Consider the following 21,062-nt stretch of genomic DNA (forward strand, 5'->3'; position numbering starts at 1 on the left):
TAGAGGGAAACATACATTTATGGATATTCTGGGAAACTATGACGTCATTGTGGTGGGCGCGGGCCACGCGGGCATCGAGGCCGCCCATGCGGCGGCGGTGCTGGGCGCGAAAACCGCGGTCTTCACCCTGACGCTGGACTTTATCGGCAACATGCCCTGCAACCCGTCCATCGGCGGCACGGCCAAGGGGCATCTGGTGCGGGAGGTGGACGCTCTGGGCGGGCTCATGGGCATTGCCGCCGACGCCACCTTTCTGCAGAGCCGGATGCTCAACCGGGGCAAAGGCCCCGCTGTCCACAGTCTGCGGGTGCAGACCGACCGCAAGCGGTATCACATCTGGATGAAGCACGCCCTGGAGAAAACCGCCAACCTGGACATCCACCAGGCGGAGATCGTGGGGGTGGACGTGCAGGACGGCCGCATCGTGGGCGTGGTGACGGCCCTGGGCGGCTACTACGGCTGCAAGGCCTGCGTCATCGCCACCGGCACCACCCTGGGCGGACGCATCTTTGTGGGGGAAGCCCACTACGACGGCGGCCCCGACGGCACCCACGCCGCCACCCAGCTGACGAAATCTCTGGTGAGCCACGGGTTCACCCTGCGCCGGTTCAAGACCGGCACCCCCGCCCGGGTCCACCGCCGCAGCATTGATTTCTCCAAGCTGGAATGCCAGCCCGGCGACCCCGACGAGCTGCTCCAGCCCTTCAGCTTTCTGACCCGCACCCCCATGCACAACAAGGTCAACTGCTACATCGCCTACACCAACCCCCAGACCCACCAGGTCATCCTGGACAACCTGGACCGCTCTCCCCTCTACGGCGGCGACATCCAGGGCGTGGGGCCGCGGTACTGCCCCTCCATCGAAGATAAGGTGGTCCGCTTCAAGGACAAGCAGCGCCACCCCGTCTTTGTGGAGCCCTGCGGCGAGGACACCGAGGAGATGTACCTTCAGGGGCTGTCCTCCAGCCTGCCCGAAGCCGTGCAGAACGCCATGTACCGCACCATTGTGGGCTTTGAGCATCTGGAGATCATGCGCCCGGCCTACGCCATCGAGTACGACTGCGTGGACCCCACCACCCTGAAACCCACCCTGGAGAGCAAGGTGGTGGCGGGCATCTACGGCGCCGGGCAGTTCAACGGCACCTCCGGCTACGAGGAGGCTGCCGCCCAAGGGCTGCTGGCGGGGCTCAACGCCGCGCGCCATGCCCTGGGCAAATCCGAGCTGGTGCTGGCGCGGCACACCAGTTATCTGGGCACCCTGGTGGATGACCTCGTCACCAAGGGCGTCATGGACCCCTACCGCATGATGACCAGCCGCAGCGAATACCGGCTGTCCCTGCGGCAGGACAACGCCGACGAGCGCCTGACCCCCATCGGCCGGGAGTACGGTCTGGTGGACGACGAGCGCTGGGCGGTCTTCTGCCGGGACCGGGACATCAAGCAGGCGGAGCTGAAACGGCTGGAGAACGCCCACATCAAGCTGGCCGACCTGCGGGCGGTGGTGCCGGAGGGCACCGAGCTGGGCGAGAGCGGCGGCACGGCGGCGGAACTCATGCGGCGTCCCGCCGTGACCTACGAGCGGATCGCCGCGGTGATCGGCCGGGGCGAGGGGGTCACCCCCGCCATGGCCCAGCGCATCGAAACGGAAATTCGCTACGCCGGCTACATTGCCCGGGAGGAGCGGATCATCCGGGACATCCAGCGCCACGAGCAGGTGGCCATTCCCGAGGACTTTGACTACGCGCCCATCGAGACGATGACCCTGGAAGCCCGGGAGAAGCTCTCCAAGATCCGGCCCCGCACCCTGGCCCAGGCCGGACGGATCCCGGGGGTCTCCCCCAGCGACCTGGCCCAGCTGAGCATCGCCCTGCTGAAAACCCGCAGCCAACAGAAAGAGGAACACCATGATTGACAAAGAACGCCTGGCTCAAAAATGTTCCACGTGGAACATTGCTCTCTCCCCTGCCCAGCTGGACCTGCTGGACCGCTACGCCGAACTGCTGGTGGACTACAACCAAAAAGTCAACCTCACGGCCATCACCTCCCCCGAGGGAATCGAGGACCGCCACTTTGCCGACAGTCTGCTCTTTGCCGCCCAGCCCGAAGTGACGGGCAAACTGGTGGACGTGGGCACCGGCGCGGGCTTCCCCGGCGTGGTGGCCAAGATCTACAAACCCGACCTGCAGCTCACCCTCATGGAGCCCACCGGCAAGCGGGTGGATTTTCTCAAATATCTTTGCGGCGAGCTGGGCCTCACCGGCATCGAGTTCGCCAAGGAGCGGGCCGAGGAAGCCGCCCGCAAAATCTGGCGGGAGCAGTTCGACGTGGCCTGCGCCCGGGCGGTGGCGGCGCTGCCGGTGCTCTGCGAATACTGTCTGCCCCTGGTACGCCAGGGCGGGCTGTTCATCGCCCTGAAAGGCCCCGAGGCCGACGCCGAAGCCAAAGCCGCGGCCAACGCCTTGAAAAAGCTGGGCGGTCAGTATCGGGAGACACGGACCTTCACCCTGCCGGACGGCAGCGCCCGGGGGCTGGTGGTCTGTGAAAAAATATCGCAGACTCCGACGGTTTATCCCCGGAACGGCGGAAAAATTGCAAAAAAACCGCTGTAACAGCGCGAAATATCCAAAATCCGGGCGAACGATTTTTGTTCCGGTTTTCCCTGCGATGTGCTATGCTTTTTTGTAGAAGCATAGCACATTTCTTTTTTACATAGACCGCAGGGAGGAAACCATCGTGTCCAGAAAAGAACCCCAGAAGCCGGGCCGCGTGCTGCTGCTGCCCATCGACAGCATCGAGCCGTCCCCCTACCAGGCCCGCACGGCCTTTGACGAGCCGGAGATCGCCGCCCTGGCGGTGAGCATCTTGCAGAACGGGCTGCTCCAGCCGGTGAGCGTGCGGCGGGTGGGGCTGCGCAAATACCAGCTGGTGGCGGGCGAGCGGCGGCTGCGGGCCTGCCGGCTGGCCAAGCTGGAAAAGATCCCCGCCATCCTGGCGGACTTCGACGACAGCGAGTCGGCGGCCCTGGGGCTGCTGGAGAATCTCCAGCGCAGCCAGCTGGACCCCTTCGACACCGCCCGAGGCATCAAGGAGGTCATCCGGTTATGGGGCTGCACCCAGGCCGAGGCCGCCCGGCGTCTGGGGCTGAGCCAGCCCGCCCTGGCCAACAAGCTGCGGCTGCTGACCCTGACGCCGGAGCAACAGGACCTGTGCACGGCCAACCATCTCAGCGAGCGCCATGCCCGGGCGGTGCTCCGTCTGCCGGAGGGCCGCCGCACAGCGGCGCTGGAAAAGATCGCACGGGACAATCTCAGCGTCCGCCAGGCCGACAAGCTGGTGGAGAGCATGCTGGCCGCCCCCAAGGGACCCAGTCCCTGCCGCAAGACCATCCCCATGGTGCGGGATGTGCGGTTTTTCGTGAACACGCTGCAGCACGCAGTGGACCTGATGACCCAGAAGGGCATCGCCGCCACCACCAGCTGCGACAAAAAGGACGGGTGCCTGGAATACATTGTGCGCATTCCGGTGGGCAGCGACGGCCGGGTGGCCCCCGGCGCCCCGGCAGCGCCTGCCGCGGCCCCCACGACTGTGGCGGAATCCCCGGCAGTTCCGGCGTCCGCTCCCGTCACCACGGATACCGACCAAACGGAAGATTTCGCCGTGCAGTTATTATAGTTTGCAGTTTTCCCCTACTTTCTTTACAAAGAAAGTAGGCAAAGAAACTCCAACCATATACCCCGCATAACTGTGGCCCCCGCAAGGTACACTCCTCGCTTCTCCGTCCCGGTTCCCGCAAAATGTAGGGCGGGGTCTCGACTCCGCCGGAGAATCTCACGGCCATCGCAGCAGAAGGTTTTGCCGCCGTCTTCCCTTTTTTCGATCTAACCCTGTTCCAGAGTTTCTTCGCTTCCTTCTTTGCAAAGAAGGAAGAAAATCCGTTCCCCCGCCCCGGAAATGTTCCACGTGGAACATTTCCGGGGCACTTTTTATGGCAAAACCCCTTTTTAAACCCCCAAAGCTGTGTTATAATAGGTCCTGGACCCGTTCTGCGGGCCAAATTTGTGCAAAAACAGGAGGAAACGCCGTGGCAAAAGTCATCGCGGTAGCAAACCAGAAGGGCGGCGTGGGCAAGACCACCACCGCCGTCAACCTGAGCGCCTGCGTGGCCGCCTTGGGCAAAAAAGTGCTGGTGGTGGACCTGGATCCCCAGGGCAACACCACTTCCGGCTACGGTGTCTCCAAAAACAAGATCGACGCCGACGTCTACACCTGCCTCATGGATGACGACGACGTCCGGGATGCCATCGTCAAGACCGACTACAACGCCGATCTGCTGCCCTCCAACACCCAGCTGGCGGGCGCGGCGGTGGAACTGGTCAGCATTCCCCGGCGCGAGATGCGCCTGCGGGCTGTCCTGGCGCCGGTGGTGCCCCTCTACGATTACATCTTCATCGACTGCCCGCCCTCCCTGGACCTGCTCACCATCAATGGCCTGTGCGCCTGCGACACCGTGCTTATCCCCCTGCAGTGCGAGTATTACTCCCTGGAGGGGCTCACCGACCTGATGAACACCCTCAAGACCGTGCGCAAGAAGTACAACCGCTATCTCGACATCGAGGGCGTGCTCTTCACCATGTATTCGGGGCGGCTCAACCTGACCATGCAGGTGGTGGCCCAGGTGAAAAAGTATTACGGCGACAAGGTCTTCAAGGCCGTCATCCCACGGTCGGTGCGTCTTAGCGAGGCACCCAGCTTCGGCATGCCCATCAACTTCTACGAGCCCAACGGCAAGGGCTGCGAAGCCTACATGGAACTGGCCCGGGAATTCTTGAACAACAACGAACGATAAAGGAGGTACGCCGATGGCCAAACGCAAGCTGGGAGGTCTGGGCAAAGGGCTGGACAGCCTGTTTGCCGACCTTCCCGAGACCGACGCCGACTCCGCCGGCGTCACCACCCTGCCCTTGCGGGAGATCGAGCCTGACCCCGACCAGCCCCGCAAGAAGTTCGACGACGACGCCCTGGCGGGGCTCGCCGCCAGCATCACCGAGAACGGTCTTTTGCAGCCCATCGCCGTGCGGCCCAAGCGCATCGGCACCGGGTATCTGATCATCGCCGGGGAGCGCCGGTGGCGGGCAGCCCGGCTGGCCGGACTGGACGAGGTGCCGGTGCTCATCAAGGATGTCACCGACGAGCAGGCCGCCGCCCTGGCCCTCATCGAGAACCTCCAGCGGGAGGATCTCGACCCCATCGAAGTGGCGGAGGGCTGCCGTCAGCTCATCGAAAAGTACGGCCTCACCCAGGAGACCGCCGCAAAACGCCTGGGCAAGAGCCGCAGCGCCGTGACCAACTCTCTGCGGCTGCTGGCCCTGCCCCAGGAGGTCCGCGCCCAGGTCAGCGCCGGAACTCTGAGTTTCGGCCACGCCAAGGTGCTGCTGGGCCTGCCCAGCGAGGAACTCATCCGCACCGCTGCCCAGGAGATCATCGACAAGGGCCTCAACGTGCGGCAGACCGAGGCGCTGTGCAAGAAGCTGGCCAAGCCGCCGAAGCCCCCCAAACCCAAACCGGATCCCTTCACCCGTCCCAAGCGGGCGGTGGAGGTGGAGGCCGCGCTGAAGGAAGTCACCGGCAGCGAGGTCCATGTGGACTACAAGGACGGCAAGGGCAGCCTGAAGATCGACTTCTACAGCGACGAGATGCTCCAGAAGTTCGTCAGCCTGCTGGGCCAGTACGATCCCGAATCCTGAATCCCCATTCCATAGAATATCGAGGAGTGTTACAGTATGTTAGACATTCGCTTTGTCCGTGAAAATCCCGAAGCCGTCAAGGAGAACATCCGCAAGAAGTTCCAGGATGCCAAGCTGCCCCTGGTGGACGAGGTCATCGCCCTGGACGCCGAGTACCGCGCCGCCATCGGTGAGGCCAGCGACCTGCGGGCCAACCGCAACAAGCTGTCCAAGCAGATCGGCGTGCTGATGGGCCAGGCCAAGAAGGATCCCGCCAAGGCCGCCGAAGCCGAGGAAGTGAAGAAGCAGGTCACCGCCCAGGCCGACCGTCTGAAGGAACTGGAAGCCAAGGAGACCGAGCTCCAGGCCAAGATCCAGGAGATCATGTACACCATCCCCCAGATGATCGACCCCAGCGTGCCCATCGGCCCCGACGACAGCCACAACGTGGAGGTCCAGCGGTTCGGTGAGCCGGTGGTGCCGGACTATCCCATCCCCTACCATGTGGACATCATGGAGAGCTTCGACGGCATCGACCTGGATTCCGCCGGCCGCGTGGCGGGCAACGGCTTCTATTACCTGCTGGGCGACATCGCCCGCCTGCATGAAGCGGTGCTGGCCTACGCCCGGGACTTCATGATCGACAAAGGCTTCACCTATGTGATCCCGCCCTTCATGATGCACGGCAACGTGGTGAAGGGCGTCATGTCCTTCCCCGAGATGGACGCCATGATGTACAAGATCGAGGGCGAGGACCTCTACCTCATCGGTACCTCCGAGCACACCATGATCGGCCGGTTCATCGACCAGACCCTGGACGGCGCCAAGCTGCCCCTGACCCTGACCAGCTATTCCCCCTGCTTCCGTAAGGAGAAGGGCGCCCACGGCATCGAGGAGCGCGGCATCTACCGCATCCACCAGTTCGAGAAGCAGGAGATGATCGTCGTCTGCAAGCCGGAAGACAGCATGATGTGGTACGACAAGCTGTGGCATAACTCGGTGGAGCTGTTCCGCTCCATGGAGATTCCCGTCCGTCAGCTGGAGTGCTGCTCCGGCGACCTGGCCGACCTGAAGGTCAAGAGCTGCGACATCGAGGCCTGGAGCCCCCGTCAGCAGAAATACTTCGAGGTGTGCAGCTGCTCCAACCTGGGCGACGCCCAGGCCCGCCGCCTGCATATCCGCTACAAGGACGAGAACGGCAAGCCCCAGCTGGCCCACACCCTGAACAACACCTGCGTGGCCCCGCCGCGTATGCTCATCGCCTTCCTGGAGAACCATCTCCAGGCGGACGGCACCGTCACCATCCCCGAGGTGCTGCGCCCCTACATGGGCGGCAAGGCGCTGCTGGTGCCCAACCACAAGTAATTCCTGTTCAAAAGGGAGGTTCGGATTCAGCGGCTGCGCCGCGTCTCCTGCACCTCCCTCTTGGACACCCACCATCGCAAAAAGCCGCGTTCGCATGCCATACCTGGCGACTTGAACGCGGCTTTTTTGCTCTAGAAGTATCGGCATCGGTCGGCACATGTCCGCCGATGCCGATGGATTCTTGCAAAGAAAGAACCAAAGAAATTCCAAACAAAAGGCATGGTCTTTTGACCATGCCTTTTTTGTATGAAGAAACGGGAGAGTTTTCCACGGTGCGGTGGAAAAGTAGTCGCCTTGGTTTGCGGAAGTTTTTCAGGACATTTTCAACAGGAATGTTGAAAACCTTGTGGGAGATTGGTGGGTTTTCCACGGCAACGGCGGAAAAAACGACAGGGAGGGGGTATTTTTCAAAAAAATTTGCAAAAACTACTTGACAGAAAGCCCCCCAATTTGTATAATAATAGAGCGCTTTTTGATAGGGCGCAGCAAATGTGGCGGTATAGCTCAGTTGGCTAGAGCATTCGGTTCATACCCGAAGTGTCACCGGTTCAAATCCAGTTACCGCTACCACAGATTACAAGGTTTCGCTAAAATACTTGGGGACCGGTTGCAATAGTGGCCGGTGGGTTGCTTGCTGTTTTAGCGAAATCTTGTATTCTATACGGCCCGTTGGTCAAGCGGTTAAGACACGGCCCTTTCACGGCTGTAACATGGGTTCGATTCCCGTACGGGTCATAAAAATAATCCCCCCAGCTTAGGCTGGGGGGTTATTTTTATGCTTCCGTACGAGGAATCGAAAAGGGCGACGGCGCCGCAGCGCCGGAACCAACAGTCCAGTGGACTGTTGGTTAGCCCGGGGGAGATTCCCGTCGGGTCAACGGGAGAAGCCATTTTGCCGGGAACCCCCGGAACAGGGCAACCCGCGGGAAGGTTGGCGCTGCCGGGAGCACGGCGGGGTCAAGACCCCGCCCTACAGCTGGGGGGTTATTTTTATGCTTCCGTACGGGAATTGCTGCGCAGGCGACCGCCGCCTGCGGCGGATACAGGGAGCCGGAGCAGGGCCGCGGGCCGCAGAAGGCAAGTCCCGCCCCAAGGGGCGCAGCCTGATGCGGGGTGCCCGCGCCCGGTACAGGGCGGCCCGGGGGAGATTCCCGTCGGGTCAGCGGGAGAAGCGTTCTGCCGGGGAAAAACATGAACAGGGCAACCCGCGGGAAGGTTGGCGCTGCCGGGAGAGCGGCGGGGTCAAGACCCCGCCCTACAGCTGGGGGGTTATTTTTATGCTTCCGTACGGGAATTGCTGCGCAGGCGACCGCCGCCTGCGGCGGATGCAGGGAGCCGGAGCAGGGCCGCGGGCCGCAGAAGGCAAGTCCCGCCCCAAGGGGCGCAGCCTGATGCGGGGTGCCCGCGCCCGGTACAGGGCGGCCCGGGGGAGATTCCCGTCGGGTCAACGGAAGAAACAATCTGCCGGGAAAAATCCAAGAACAGGGCGGCCCGCGGGAAGGTTGGCGCTGCCGGGAGCAGGGCGGGGTCAAGACCCCGCCCTACAGCCCTCAAAAATTGTTGACAACTAAGTAGCCGTTCGTTTGCGGGAGATTCCCCACACAGACAGAAAAAGCCGGGAGCGTTGCTCCCGGCTTTCTGCATTCTGTTCTTTCTGCAATCGGCATCAACCGAAGGTCACGCACCAGTAAGTCCAACCGTATTCGTTGAAATAACACCCCACACCGCATTTGGTGAACTGGGTGGACACCATAGCGTTGTAATGATCTGTACTGTTGGCCCAGGCATCCACAATTGCCTGCGCGGAGGAGGCGTTCTGCCCGATAATTTCCGTTGTCTGTGCGCCATCGTGGGTGAGACCTGTATCTACCATGGAACTGCAGCGGGACTTTGCGATCTCTGAAAGACCGGAATCCACTGTCAGGGCAGGCACTCCCACTGCGGCCCGGTAGGCGTTGATATTTTCCACCACTGCACTGTATGCAGAGTCGCTGGAATCAATGTACCACCAGATGCCGCTTCCTTTCGCCAAGTCAAAGGGAATGGCCCCATAGGCCGTGCTGGCCGCCGGCGCTTGTGCAGCGGCACCGCTTTCGGTGCTGCCGCTGGCCGCCCCGCCGCTCTGGGCTGTGGTGCCGGAACTGGTGGCTTCCCCGCTCTCTGAGGGCGCTTCCTCCTCAGCAGCCATCTCCTCCACCGTTACGGTGCAGCGGGCTTCCAGGTCCCCCAGCGTGGCTGTGATGGTGGCTTCCCCTGCGGCCACCGGCGTGACCAGGCCCGCCGCATCCACGGCGGCGATGCTGTCATCGGAGGAACTATACGTAACGGTCTGGTCGGTGGCATCCGCCGGCTCTACCGTGGCCGCCGCCGACTGGGGTTCCTCCCCCACCGTCAGGGTCAGGGTCTCGGGCATGGTCAGCGCCGTGGGACTGACCACCACCGTGATGGTCCCGCTGGCCGAAAGTTTGCCGTCCGCACTGGACAGGGCCACCTCCGCCGTGCCGGCATTCACCGCCGACAGCGTTCCGTCGGCGCTCACCGCCACCACCGACGGATCGCTGGACGTCCAGCTCAGGCCCAGCTTGTCCGCCAGTTTTTCCGCTGCTGCCTGCTCGGGGGTCGCCCCGCTGTAGGCGTATTCCGTCGTGGCCGCCGCCGTGGTGCCCCGCTCCATGGTATCGGGCAGGGACAGGCTCACCCCGGTGATGCTGGTGCCGCACCCTGTGAGCAGCAGCGCCGCCGCCAGGGTCAGTACCGTCAGTTTCTTTGCAAAGTGCATGGTTTGCTCCTTTCCCTTCGCCGCGCCGGGCAGCGGAGTTTTCCACATCCTTGTTGAAAATTTCTTCTATTATAGCACACCCGACCATCTTTTCCAAACAAAAAGACCCCGCGGGGTTTTCCCCACGGGGTCCGTTGTTGGTGGAAAGTTTTTTTGCTACCTTTCTTTCAAGAAAAGTAGCTGGGCTTACAGCTCGATCTTGCCGAAGGCGAAGTCGTCGCCGTCATGGATGTGCTCGGTAGCCTTGGGCGCCATGGGCTGGGCGTTGGGATCCCGGGGCGTGTCGGCAAACTCGCGGCCCGGCACGCTGGACTTCGGCCCGCCGTAGCGGCTGCCGCCCTCGCGGCGGGGTCCGCGGCCATTCCGGCCGCCACGGCCCTCCCGACGGGGACCACGGCCATCCCGACGGCCACGGCCGCCCTCCCGGCGTCCGCCCCGGGCATTCCGGGCGTTGTCACGGTCGGGCAGGTTGCTGGCGTTGGGATCGGTGGAATAGATCACCACGCGGCGGCTGGGGCCTTCGCCCTTGCTCTCGCTGCGGACACCTTCGATGTCCGCCACCGCCGTATGGATGATGTGCCGCTCATAGGGGTTCATGGGTTCCATCTCGTAGTAGCAGCCGGTACGGATCACACGGTCGGCGATCCGCTTGGCCAGCGCCGTCAGGTCGTCCTCCCGCTTGCCGCGGTAACCGCCCACGTCCAGGCCCAGCTTCACGTAGGGGCCTTCCATCCGGTTCACCACCAGGCTGGCCAGGTAGGACAGGCTCTCCATCGTCTCGCCGCGGCGGCCGATCAGCGCGCCCATGTGGCTGCCGCTCACCCGCAGGATGGTGGCCTCCCCCTTCTTCAGCGCCGAGAAGGTGAAATCCTCCACCCCCATCAGCTTGAAGATGGGCGTCAGATAGTCCACCGCCGCCTGCAGACGGGGGTCGGCGTCGATGTCCAGCGCCACCTCGGCGTCGTCAGCCGGGGCCTCTGCCGCCTCCTGGGCCGGCGCTGCGGCCTCCTGAGCGGGCGCTGCGGCCGGGGCCGGGGTTTCTTCCACCGGCGCCGGTGCGGCCTCCACAGGGGCCTCTGCGGGGGTCTCGGGGGTGGTGTCCTCCGGCTCCTCCACCTTTACGCGGACCTTGGCAGGGATGGTCTTGAACAGTTTGCGGGCAGGGAATTCCAGGACTTCATAGCTTACGTTCAGATCGTCACGATCTACACCCAGCGCTTCGCAGGCCGCCGCTACGGCGTCCTCCACGGTGCGGGCACTCATTTCAATGCTGCGCATGCTTCTCCCTCCTTTTTATTTTTGCAACGGTGTCGTCCGTTCATCCTTGTACAGCTCGGCTTCCCGCTTGCGCGCCAGCTCCAGGCGCAGCTTGTTCGCTTCGCCGCCGGTGACCTCCTTGGTAACGGTCTGGCCGTTTTCCTCGATGGTCATGGTCTTTTTCTTCTTTTTCTCGGCACGCTTGGCCGCCAGTTCCGCCTCATACTGGGCCTTGAACTTCTCGGGGCTGTAGATCTTGTAGGTCACAAAGCTCTGCCCGATCTGGAACAGGTTGGACACGCCGTAGTACAGCGAGAAACCGACCGGCGCATTGAAGCAGAAGGAAACGAACATCAGGTTCATCACCCACATCATGACCTTCATGCTGCCCTGCATCTGGCTGCCCATGCCGGACAGTTTCTGGGTGAAGATGTAGCTGAGGATCATCGTCACGGCGGCGATGATGGGGAAGATGGCGATGGGCGTGAGGTTGAAGCCGGGGATGTCGCACATGTCCATGCCGAAGAAGACGGTGTTGAAGTTCTTGATCTCGTTGACCACGTCGGCGGAGATGATGGAAGGATCGATCACCGCGCCGTTGTGGATGGCCTGGATCAGCGAGGTCTGCATGGTGGTGGCGTTGGCAGTGGCCAGGCCCAGCGTCTCACAGGCCTGACGCACGGCGGCGTCCGATACGCCGAAGATGTAATGCACGGGATAGTACACCACGCCCAGGAAGCCGAACAGCACCAGCATGGTCAGCAGCATGGGCAGACAGCCGGCCATGGGATTGAACCCGTGTTCCTGCTGCAGCTTCATCATTTCTTCCTGCTGCTTTTCGGGGTTGTTCTTGTATTTCTGCTGGATCTCGTTCATCAGCGGCTGGAACACCGACATCTTGGCGGTGGATTTCTGCTGGTGGATGGCCAGCGGGAAGAGCAGCAGCTTCAGAATCAGGGTGGCTACGATCATCGTCGCCGCGTAGTTGCCGATGAGGTTGTACAGCACCTTCACCAGCGGGCCAATCAGGATGGCCAGGAAGTAGAGAATTTGCATAGCTTGTCCATTCTGCCCCGGCTGCGCCCGGAAGCGTGTATTTTATCGTAGGTCTTTGCCGCGCAGCGCAAAGACATGAGAAGCAAAAGAAACGTTTTGTTCCTTCTTTGCAAAGAAGGAACCGAAGAAACTCCCAACAAATAAACCGGGAAGTTGTGGCTGACATCCTGCGGGCGGCATCCCGGGCCTTGGGCATCTGTTTTCCGATAGCTGTAGGGCGGGGTCTTGACCCCGCCGGAAAATTTGGCGGCCACCGCAAAACCCTGCGGCGGGGATACATCCCCGCCCTACAGGGCACCCGCGGAAGGACCGGTTCACCCCCGGGTGAGTTTCCGTTTGTCGCTGACCCAGCGTCCTTTTTCCGGCACCGGGTCAAAGCCGAACTTGCACAGCGGATTGCACCGCAAAAGCCGCCACGCTGTCAGCAGCAACCCCTTGCACAGCCCGTGGACGGCCAGCGCCTGCATGGCGTACTCGCTGCAGGTGGGCACAAACCGGCAATGGTGTCCCAGGTGGGGACTGATGTATTTTTTGTAGCCGCGCAGCAGCGCGATGAGCAGCCGGGTCATTGGGGATTTTCCACCGGCGCCGGGGCAGCCGGCGGGACGGGCCTGGCCAGGTCGGGCAGCCCCGCCTTGGCAAAGAGTTTGCCCAGCGTCTTGCTCAGCTGGGTGCTCTTCAGATGGGGGGTCTGACCGCGCGCTACCAGTATTATATCATATCCGCCGATATTTTGCGAGAGATGTTCACTCAATGCTGCGCGCATCACGCGGCGGCACCGGTTGCGCTGTACGGCATGGCCCACTTTCTTGGTGGCGGTCAGTCCGATGCGGGTATATCCCAGCCGGTTTTTCGCCACATACAGCACCACATGGGGGTGCACGTAGCTCTTGCCGCGGCCGTACACGCGGTTATACTGCCAGTTTTTGTTCAATGTGCGGTAACGCATGGGCAAAACTCCACAAAACGCAAATGTAAAATGAAAAACCGTCTCCATCGGCGGACATGTGCCGACGATGGAGACACATCCAGGGAAATTTACCCCAAAATTGTGTGCGAGGAGCTCGCGACGAGTGCGCGGTTTTGGGGTAAATTTTGTCGAAGGCTGCAGAGCCGCGCGCTGCCTGCGGCAGAAACAGCGCGGCGGAGCAGGGGCCGCGGTCGCAGAGTGCAAGCGCCGCCACAAGGCGCGCCGCAGGATGCGGGCACCGCAACCCGTACTCCAAAGGGGGAAACAGGAGTGTCAGGCACCGCCGTGCACGACTGTTGCCCCCTTTGAACTACAGTTTTGAAAAAAGGGCTGCTGACCCAGTTGTCAGCAACCCTTTACTTCATTCATTTCCAAAGATCAGACCGTCAGGCTCTTGCGGCCCTTGGCACGACGACGGGCCAGGACTTTGCGGCCGTTCTTGGTGCTCATGCGCTGCAGGAAACCATGCACGCGGCTGCGCTGACGCTTCTTGGGCTGGAAAGTACGCTTCATTTTTCATTCCTCCTGTTGAATTCCCGGTATGGGCGGTTTGTTTCAGGGCTTTGCCCATACAGGGGCAGCCTTGCAGTCTTAGATTATACGCGATAACGGCAGCATTTGTCAATAGGTTCGGGGATAAATTTTTCGTTCCGCCGTACAGTTGTGGCGCCTGAAATCCATACCCACCATATTTAGTGGCAGGGGATGCCTGCCGCGGGCCGGAAAATTCTTCCTACTTTATTATAATAGGGTGTTGTTTTGAGGCCCCTTTTGTGGTATACTGTATGTAGTGTTTTTGCGCCCTTCACGAAGCGCAGACGCGAAGCAAAATTTTGTTTTGCGCAGCGCCGCGCCGGGGGCGCGATTTTTAACAGGAAGTGGGGAGTATCGTAAGTCATGGATTCCATCAACGACGTATTGGACGCGGCGAAAGCCTACTGCCGTGAACATACTGCCGAGGCAACCTATCAATACTACATCAGCGACATCAAGGCCGTCAGCTTTGAGAATTCCAACACCATCACGCTGGAGATCCGCAACGCCTTCATTCTGGGCATCGTGTCGGACCGCTACACCGCGATGCTGAAGGATGCCTTCAAATCCGTGCTGGGGTTTGATGTCGATCTTGTGTTCGTCACCCCGAAAAAAGAGGAAGAACCGGAAAAACCCAAGCTGGAAGAGAAGAATCTGCCCAGCGGGCGGTACGATTTCACCTTTGAGAACTTCATCAAGGGTCCCTCCAACCAGTTTGCCTACGCCGCGGCCCAGGCCGTGGCGGCGAATCCGTCGGGGGCGTACAATCCGCTGTTCATCTACGGGCCGTCGGGACTGGGCAAGACCCACCTGCTGAACGCCATCCAGATCGAGATCAAAAAGAATCATCCGGATTTCAACATCGTCTATGTGGACTGTGAAATGTTCACCAACGAGATCATCACGGCGGTGAAGACGGCGACGACGGAACAGTTCCGGCAGAAGTACCGCCAGGCGGACGTGCTGCTCATCGACGATATTCAGTTCCTGGCGGGCAAGGAAAGTACCCAGGAAGAATTTTTCCACACCTTCAACACGCTGCACAACGACGGCCGGCAGATCGTCATTGCGTCGGATCGTCCGGCCAAGGAGATCAAGAGTCTGGAGGAGCGTCTGCGCACCCGGTTCGAGTGGGGCCTGACCGCCGACATCCAGCCGCCGGATTTCGAGACCCGGGTGGCCATCGTGAAGCGGAAGGCGGAGCTGCTCAACCTGGACCTGCCCGACGACGTGGCGGAATACATCGCCAATCATCTGAAGCAGAACATCCGGCAGCTGGAAGGCGCGGTGAAGAAGCTCAACGCCTACTATATGCTGGAGGGCATCGCCCCCTGCATCGGCGTGACCACCACGGCCATCAAGGATACGCTGAACGACAGCCAGCCCATCCCCGTCACCATTGAGAAGATCCTCAACGAGGTGGCGCGGACCTATAATGTGATGCCGGCGGATATCCGGGGCAAGAAGCGCAACGCCAACGTGAGCGCGGCCCGGCAGATGACCATGTATATCATCCGGGAAGTCACCGGCATGAGCATGGAGGCCATCGGTCAGGAGTTCCAGCGGGATCATTCCACGGTGGTCTATTCCATCAAGACCATGGCGGAAAACATCACCAAGGACCAGCACCTCAAAGAAATGTGCAGCGACATCATGAAGAACGTCCGCACCTAACCTACCTACTTTCTTGAAAGAAAGTAGGCAAAGAACTTTCAATATTATAACCCGTGGATGGGTGGACCCTGATATTCTATAAAAATCGAACATCGTTCGATTTTGGTCAGAGTTTCTTTGGTACTTTCTTTGCAAAGAAAGTACAATAAACTTATCCACAAAGTTTTCCCTTTTCAACAGGCGGTTTTCAAGAACCGCGGTGAAAAACTCGGGTTTTCCCAGTTTTCCACATCTTTCTGCACAGACGGTGGAGAAAAACTCAACCGCCGTTTTCCGCGGCGTTACCGAACTTCGCGGACTTTTCCACCGTTTTCACACCCCCTACTACTACTACGAGAATAGTTAATAGTTTTTGCGTCCAGAACGGGATACGGTTTCGGGTTTTCTCCCCAAAATAGTGCCCGATCTGTGGAAAACAAAAACGAGGAAAAAACTACTCTCAGAATACAGCCGGGTCTTTCAGCTGAATAAAGACCGAGAAAGGACCTGCCATGAAATTTGAATGCGAAAAATCCCTTCTGGCGTCGGCGATCGAAGGCGTTTCCCGCGCCATTACCAACCGTTCGGCGATCCCGGTGCTGGAAGGCATCTACCTCAAGGCCGAGGGTTTCAACCTGACCCTCACCGGCTACGACATGGAGATGGGCATCACCACCACCATCGAGTGCAACGTCCTGGTACCCGGTGAAACGGTACTGGAGGCGAAACTCCTGCTCTCCATGGTCAGCCGGATGCCCGCCGGCGACGTGCGCATCGAGCTCACCGACGAAGGCCAGGCCATCATCAGCGGCGGCGTGGCGGAATTCGAGATCCCCGCCCTCAACGCCTCCGACTATCCCAGCCTGCCGGTCACCGGCGCCGACAACACCATGACCATCCCCACCAGCATGATGCGGGAACTCATCGAAAAAACCATCTACGCCGTCAGCCAGGACGACAAGAAACCCGCCCACACCGGCGAACTCTTCGTCATCGAGCCGGGCAGCCTCACCATTGTGGCGCTGGACGGTTACCGGCTGGCCATCATCCAGCGGGACGTGGAATGCACCCGCGACATCCGCATCATCATTCCCGCCAAAACCCTGCAGGAACTGCTCAAGATCATGGGCGGGCCGGACGACCCCGTGAAGATCGACGCCAACCGCCGGTATGTGGTCTTTACCACCAACGGCTACACCATCATGAGCCGCCTCATCGAGGGCGACTTCCTCAACTACGAGAGCGTCATCCCCAAGGACAACCGCACCCGGGTCACGGTGGACTGCAAGACCTTCATCAATACCATCGAGCGCGCTTCGCTGATCATCACCGAGCGGCTGAAAAACCCGCTGCGCATCTCCTTTGCCGAGGACAAGATCACCGTGCGCTGCCAGACGCCTTTGGGCAAGGTGGTGGACGAGTTCCCGCCTGTGGCCATGACCGGCGACCCCGTGGAGATCGGCTTCAACAACCGGTATCTGCTGGACGCCATGCGGTACTCCAAATGCGAGCGGATGGTGCTGGAAATCAACGGACCCTTAAGCCCCGTGAAGATCCTGCCCGAGGACGGCAAGGACTTCATCTATCTGGTGCTGCCGGTCCGGTTCAAGAACGAGGGCTGATCCTATGGAAAAACTGCGGATCCATACCGAGTATATCAAGCTGGACGCGCTGCTGAAATTCGCCGGCCTGTGTGAGACGGGCGGCGAAGCCAAGGAACTGATCCAGGGCGGCGCGGTCAAGGTCAATGGCGAAGTGTGCACCATGCGGGGCAAGAAATGCCGCGCCGGCGACACGGTGGAGCTGGACGGCCGGACCGTGCAGGTCGCGGAGGGCGGCTGATGCGCCTTGAGCATCTGGAACTCACCGACCACCGCAACATCGCCCACGCGGTGCTGGACCCCGATCCCAATTTAACGGTCCTGTGCGGCCCCAACGGTCAGGGCAAGACCAATCTGCTGGAAGCGGTGTGGCTGCTCACCGGCGGCAAGAGTTTCCGGGGCGCCAAGGACGCCGAGCTCATCCGCCGCGGCTGCGAATTTTCCGTGCTGGAAGGTTTCTTTGAGACAGACGGCAGCGAAAAGACCATCCGTCTGACGGTGGGGGCCAAGGGCAGTCAGCGCCCGGGCCGCACGGCGAAGCTCAACGGAGTGGACCAGGGCCGGGCCGCCGCGCTGGCGGGCAATTTCCAGGCCGTGGTCTTTGAGCCGGACCTGCTGGCTCTCGTCAAGGGCGGGCCGGAAGGACGGCGCCGGTTCCTGGACTCGGCGCTCTGCCAGGTGTTCCGGCCTTACCTCGTGGCGCTGCGGCGGTACATGCGGCTGGTGGCCCAGAAAAACGCCCTGCTGAAAAGCTACGACATTACGCCAAACGGCGCGCTGCTGCTGGACGCCTACAACGAGCAGCTGGCCCAGTACGGCGGGCAGATCATGGCCCACCGGCAGAAATTCGTGGAGGCCCTGGCCCCCGCGGCGGCGCAGAACTACGCCGAAATTTCGCATGGTGCCGAGGAATTTTCCCTGCGGTACCAGTGCTGTGCGGCGGCCCCCACCGCCGACGCCCTGGCGGAAAAGCTGGCGGCGCTGCGCAGTGCCGAGCTGCGGGCGGGGTTCTGTCTGACGGGACCCCACCGGGAGGACCTGGACCTGCAGCTGGACGGCCAGCCCGCCCGGATCTTCGGCAGCCAGGGCCAGCAGCGCAGCTGTGTGCTGGCCATGAAACTGGCCGAAGCCACCGTGGTGGGGGAATTTTTCGGGCAGCATCCGGTGCTGCTCCTGGACGATGTGCTCAGCGAGCTGGACGACGACCGGCAGACCTATCTGCTCACCCGGATGGGAGAGCACCAGACCATCGTCACCACCTGCGACACCGCGGCCTTTGCCCGCACCAACGGCAAGATCGTCTATGTGAAAGGCGGCCAGGCGTCGGAGACGCCCATTGCGTAAGCCGCCCGGGGACCGGGAAACCGCCCGCCGCAGGGCAGAGCGGATTTCCCGGGTTATTTGGTTGGAGTTTCTTTGCTTCTTTCTTTGTAAAGAAAGAAGGAGGGTAGTACCATGTATTTTCATGCCGGACAGGATTTTGTGCTGAACACCCGGGACGTGCTGGGTGTGTTCGACCTGGACACGGCGGGGGCGTCCCGCCGTACCGAGGAATTCTTCCATACCGCCGAAGCGGAGGGCGCCGTGGTGGACCTGTGCGCCCCCGGCACCCTGCCCAAGAGTTTCATCCTCACCGACTTCCCCGACGAGACGCTGTATCTCAGTCAGCTCTCCCCCGCCGCCCTGAAAAAGCGCGCCGAAAAGGCCGAATGGTAGCGGCGGGCCTTTCCCTTATGCAATTTCCTTTGTAATAGATTCCGAACCCTCACCCAAACAGGAGGCATTCACTTCATGGCAGAAGAAATCATCACCGAAACCAACCGCGAGACGGCTACCGACCACGCCTACGGCGGCGCCCAGATCCAGGTCCTGGAAGGCCTGGAAGCGGTGCGCAAGCGTCCCGGCATGTATATCGGCTCCACCGGCCCCTCCGGCCTGCACCACCTGGTCTACGAGATCGTGGACAACTCCATCGACGAGGCCCTGGCCGGGTACTGCACCCACATCGAAGTCACCATCAAGCCCGGCAACATCATCCAGGTATCGGACAACGGCCGCGGCATCCCCGTGGACATCCAGCCCAAGCTGGGCATCCCCGCCGTCACCGTCGTCTACACCGTGCTCCACGCCGGCGGCAAGTTCGGCGGCGAGGATTCCGGCTACAAGGTGGCCGGCGGTCTGCACGGCGTGGGTGCGTCGGTGGTCAACGCCCTGTCGGAATGGCTCACCGTCCGGGTCCGCCGCGACGGCGCCGAGTACGAACAGAGCTTCCAGCGCGGCAAGCCGGACGGCGACCTGAAAAAGATCGGCTCGGCGGCTTCCACCGGCACCCTGGTCATCTTCAAGCCGGACCCCGAGATGTTCCAGGAAACCACCCAGTACCGCTACGAAACGCTCCTCAAGCGTCTGCGGGAGGAAGCCTTCCTCAACGCCGGTGTGCGGATCACCCTCACCGATGAGCGCCCCGAGTCCGACCGTCCCGCCGAGGAAAAAGGCCCCGAGAACGACGGCCGCAGCGAGACCATGTGCTACGAGGGCGGCATCCGCTCCTTTGTCAGCTATCTCTGCGAGCGCCGGGACCTCACCCCCCTGACCCCCCAGGTCATGTATATGAAGGGCGAGGGCCAGGGCGCCGTGGCGGAAGTGGCCCTGCAATACTACGACAACAGCTACAATGAGCTGATCCTGAGCTTTGCCAACAACGTCCATACCCCCGAGGGCGGCACCCACGAGGAGGGCTTCAAGCTGGCCCTGACCCGCGTGCTCAACGAGTACGGCCGCGCCAAGGGCATTTTGAAAGACAAGGACGAGAACCTCTCCGGCCCCGACGCCCGCGAAGGCATCATCGCGGTGGTCAGCGTGAAACTCCAGGAGGCCCAGTTCGAGGGTCAGACCAAGGCCAAGCTGGGCAATACCTTCATCAAGGGCCTGGTGAACGGCGTGGTCTACAAGGCCCTCACCGAATACTTTGAGGAAAACCCCGCCGTGGCCAAGGCCATTCTGGAAAAGGCCACCCAGGCCGCCCGCGCCCGCGCCGCCGCCAAGAAGGCCCGGGACCTGGTGCGCCGCAAGAGCGCCCTGGAATCCAACCGCATGCCCGGCAAGCTGGCCGACTGCCACGAAAAAGACCCCAGCAAGACCGAACTCTTCATCGTGGAGGGCGATTCTGCAGGCGGTTCCGCCAAGATGGGCCGTGACTCCAACATCCAGGCCATCCTGCCCTTGTGGGGCAAGATGCTCAACGTGGAGAAGGCCCGCGCCGACCGCATCTACGGCAACGACAAGCTCATGCCGGTGGTCACCGCCCTGGGCACCGGCATCGGGGATGAGTTCGACATCTCCAAGGTGCGCTACCACAAGATCTTCATCATGGCCGATGCCGACGTGGACGGCTCCCACATCTGCACCCTGATGCTCACCTTCTTCTTCCGCTATATGCGGCCGCTCATCGAGCACGGGTATGTCTATGTGGCCCAGCCGCCCCTCTTCAAGCTGCAGAAAGGCCAGACCGTCAAGTACGCCTACAACGACGACGAAATGAAGGTGCTCTCCGCCGAAATGCCCGGCGCCAAGGTCAACCGCTACAAAGGTCTGGGCGAAATGAACCCCGACCAGCTGTGGGAAACCACCATGAACCCCGACAACCGGGTCATCGTCCAGATCAAGATCGAGGACGCCGAGCGCGCCGACGAGGCGTTCAGCATCCTCATGGGCGAGCAGGTGGAACCCCGCCGCCAGTTCATCGTCAAGAACGCGAAATTTGCAAATCTGGACGTGTAAGGGCCGGTCAACGGGGGCAACAGTCGTGCACGGCGGTGCCTGTCACGCCTGTTTCCCCCATTTGGAGTACGGGTTGCGGTTCCCGCATCCTGCAGCGCGCCTTGTGGCGGCGCTTGCACTCTGCGACCGCGGCCCCTGCTCCGCCGCGCTGATTCTGCCGCAGGCAGCGCGCGGCTTTACAGCCCCTTCGACAAAATTGCCCCCAAAACCGCGCACTCGTCGCGGGCTCCTCGCACACAATTTTGGGGACAATTTCCCTGGATGTGTCACCGTCGTCGGCGCATGTCCGCCGACGGTGACGGATTTGAAATTCATTGGCTTGTGTTTCTTTGCTTCGCCTTTGC

Annotated in this window: 18 protein-coding genes and 2 tRNA genes; 14 read left to right on the forward strand and 6 right to left on the reverse strand. The window is 61.6% G+C overall.

The window, feature by feature from the left end; genetic code table 11:
• The first annotated feature begins 19 nt into the window (after nucleotides 1-19).
• The 8 genes from mnmG to NQ490_RS07075 all read left to right on the forward strand — a co-directional run bounded on the left by mnmG (nucleotide 20) and on the right by NQ490_RS07075 (nucleotide 7,823).
• Nucleotides 20-1,912 carry a tRNA uridine-5-carboxymethylaminomethyl(34) synthesis enzyme MnmG gene (gene mnmG / locus NQ490_RS07040; protein WP_007048484.1) on the forward strand — a complete coding sequence of 631 codons (1,893 nt, stop codon included), beginning with the start codon at nucleotides 20-22 and terminating at the stop codon, nucleotides 1,910-1,912.
• Nucleotides 1,905-2,609: a 16S rRNA (guanine(527)-N(7))-methyltransferase RsmG gene (gene rsmG / locus NQ490_RS07045; RefSeq protein WP_007048483.1), complete on the forward strand. Its 705-nt coding sequence runs from the start codon at nucleotides 1,905-1,907 to the stop codon at nucleotides 2,607-2,609. The genes mnmG and rsmG overlap by 8 nt, the downstream gene beginning before the upstream one ends.
• 124 nt (nucleotides 2,610-2,733) lie before the next feature.
• Nucleotides 2,734-3,672 (forward strand): ParB/RepB/Spo0J family partition protein, encoded by a 939-nt coding sequence (locus tag NQ490_RS07050; protein WP_007048482.1) that lies wholly within the window; start codon nucleotides 2,734-2,736, stop codon nucleotides 3,670-3,672.
• A gap of 409 nt (nucleotides 3,673-4,081) precedes the next feature.
• On the forward strand, nucleotides 4,082-4,846 hold the full coding sequence (locus NQ490_RS07055) for a ParA family protein (RefSeq protein ID WP_007048481.1): 765 nt from the start codon (nucleotides 4,082-4,084) through the stop codon (nucleotides 4,844-4,846).
• A 13-nt stretch (nucleotides 4,847-4,859) separates the two neighbouring features.
• The gene (locus NQ490_RS07060) at nucleotides 4,860-5,744 is read left to right on the forward strand and encodes a ParB/RepB/Spo0J family partition protein (protein ID WP_007048480.1); all 885 of its coding nucleotides are present in this window, start codon (nucleotides 4,860-4,862) and stop codon (nucleotides 5,742-5,744) included.
• Between the two features lie 36 nt (nucleotides 5,745-5,780).
• Nucleotides 5,781-7,088 (forward strand): serine--tRNA ligase, encoded by a 1,308-nt coding sequence (serS, locus tag NQ490_RS07065; protein ID WP_007048479.1) that lies wholly within the window; start codon nucleotides 5,781-5,783, stop codon nucleotides 7,086-7,088.
• A gap of 493 nt (nucleotides 7,089-7,581) precedes the next feature.
• A tRNA-Met gene (locus NQ490_RS07070) sits at nucleotides 7,582-7,658 on the forward strand.
• Nucleotides 7,659-7,751: 93 nt separating this feature from the next.
• A tRNA-Glu gene (locus tag NQ490_RS07075) sits at nucleotides 7,752-7,823 on the forward strand.
• Between the two features lie 931 nt (nucleotides 7,824-8,754).
• Here the strand turns inward: NQ490_RS07075 and NQ490_RS07080 are convergent.
• The 6 genes from NQ490_RS07080 to rpmH all read right to left on the reverse strand — a co-directional run bounded on the left by NQ490_RS07080 (nucleotide 8,755) and on the right by rpmH (nucleotide 13,663).
• The gene (locus NQ490_RS07080; RefSeq protein WP_050764755.1) at nucleotides 8,755-9,867 is read right to left on the reverse strand and encodes an Ig-like domain-containing protein; all 1,113 of its coding nucleotides are present in this window, start codon (nucleotides 9,865-9,867) and stop codon (nucleotides 8,755-8,757) included.
• 186 nt (nucleotides 9,868-10,053) lie between these two features.
• The gene (gene jag, locus NQ490_RS07085) at nucleotides 10,054-11,145 is read right to left on the reverse strand and encodes an RNA-binding cell elongation regulator Jag/EloR (protein WP_259951717.1); all 1,092 of its coding nucleotides are present in this window, start codon (nucleotides 11,143-11,145) and stop codon (nucleotides 10,054-10,056) included.
• A gap of 15 nt (nucleotides 11,146-11,160) precedes the next feature.
• On the reverse strand, nucleotides 11,161-12,180 hold the full coding sequence (locus tag NQ490_RS07090; protein WP_007048473.1) for a YidC/Oxa1 family membrane protein insertase: 1,020 nt from the start codon (nucleotides 12,178-12,180) through the stop codon (nucleotides 11,161-11,163).
• A gap of 314 nt (nucleotides 12,181-12,494) precedes the next feature.
• Nucleotides 12,495-12,749, reverse strand: coding sequence for a membrane protein insertion efficiency factor YidD (gene yidD / locus NQ490_RS07095; RefSeq protein ID WP_007048471.1), 255 nt, complete (start codon nucleotides 12,747-12,749; stop codon nucleotides 12,495-12,497).
• A complete protein-coding gene (rnpA, locus tag NQ490_RS07100; protein ID WP_040918729.1) occupies nucleotides 12,746-13,129 on the reverse strand; it encodes a ribonuclease P protein component in 384 nt (127 codons plus the stop codon). The genes yidD and rnpA overlap by 4 nt, the downstream gene beginning before the upstream one ends.
• Nucleotides 13,130-13,528: 399 nt before the next feature.
• On the reverse strand, nucleotides 13,529-13,663 hold the full coding sequence (rpmH, locus tag NQ490_RS07105) for a 50S ribosomal protein L34 (protein WP_007048468.1): 135 nt from the start codon (nucleotides 13,661-13,663) through the stop codon (nucleotides 13,529-13,531).
• Nucleotides 13,664-14,047: 384 nt separating this feature from the next.
• Between rpmH and dnaA the strand changes: the two genes are divergently transcribed.
• The 6 genes from dnaA (at nucleotide 14,048) to gyrB (ending at nucleotide 20,718) form a co-directional block, all read left to right on the forward strand.
• Complete coding sequence (dnaA, locus tag NQ490_RS07110) at nucleotides 14,048-15,358, forward strand: chromosomal replication initiator protein DnaA (RefSeq protein ID WP_007048467.1); 1,311 nt, start codon at nucleotides 14,048-14,050, stop codon at nucleotides 15,356-15,358.
• Between the two features lie 491 nt (nucleotides 15,359-15,849).
• Nucleotides 15,850-16,959, forward strand: a complete 1,110-nt coding sequence (gene dnaN, locus NQ490_RS07115) for a DNA polymerase III subunit beta (RefSeq protein ID WP_007048464.1) — start codon at nucleotides 15,850-15,852, stop codon at nucleotides 16,957-16,959.
• A gap of 4 nt (nucleotides 16,960-16,963) precedes the next feature.
• Nucleotides 16,964-17,179, forward strand: coding sequence for an RNA-binding S4 domain-containing protein (locus NQ490_RS07120; protein WP_007048463.1), 216 nt, complete (start codon nucleotides 16,964-16,966; stop codon nucleotides 17,177-17,179).
• The gene (gene recF, locus NQ490_RS07125) at nucleotides 17,179-18,282 is read left to right on the forward strand and encodes a DNA replication/repair protein RecF (protein WP_007048462.1); all 1,104 of its coding nucleotides are present in this window, start codon (nucleotides 17,179-17,181) and stop codon (nucleotides 18,280-18,282) included. Before NQ490_RS07120 ends, recF begins: the two co-directional genes overlap by 1 nt.
• 111 nt (nucleotides 18,283-18,393) lie before the next feature.
• On the forward strand, nucleotides 18,394-18,654 hold the full coding sequence (remB, locus tag NQ490_RS07130) for an extracellular matrix regulator RemB (RefSeq protein ID WP_007048461.1): 261 nt from the start codon (nucleotides 18,394-18,396) through the stop codon (nucleotides 18,652-18,654).
• Nucleotides 18,655-18,729: 75 nt separating this feature from the next.
• Nucleotides 18,730-20,718 (forward strand): DNA topoisomerase (ATP-hydrolyzing) subunit B, encoded by a 1,989-nt coding sequence (gyrB, locus tag NQ490_RS07135; protein ID WP_007048460.1) that lies wholly within the window; start codon nucleotides 18,730-18,732, stop codon nucleotides 20,716-20,718.
• Nucleotides 20,719-21,062: the final 344 nt, after the last annotated feature.

Source organism: Subdoligranulum variabile, from assembly GCF_025152575.1.
GTDB lineage: Bacteria > Bacillota > Clostridia > Oscillospirales > Ruminococcaceae > Gemmiger > Gemmiger variabilis.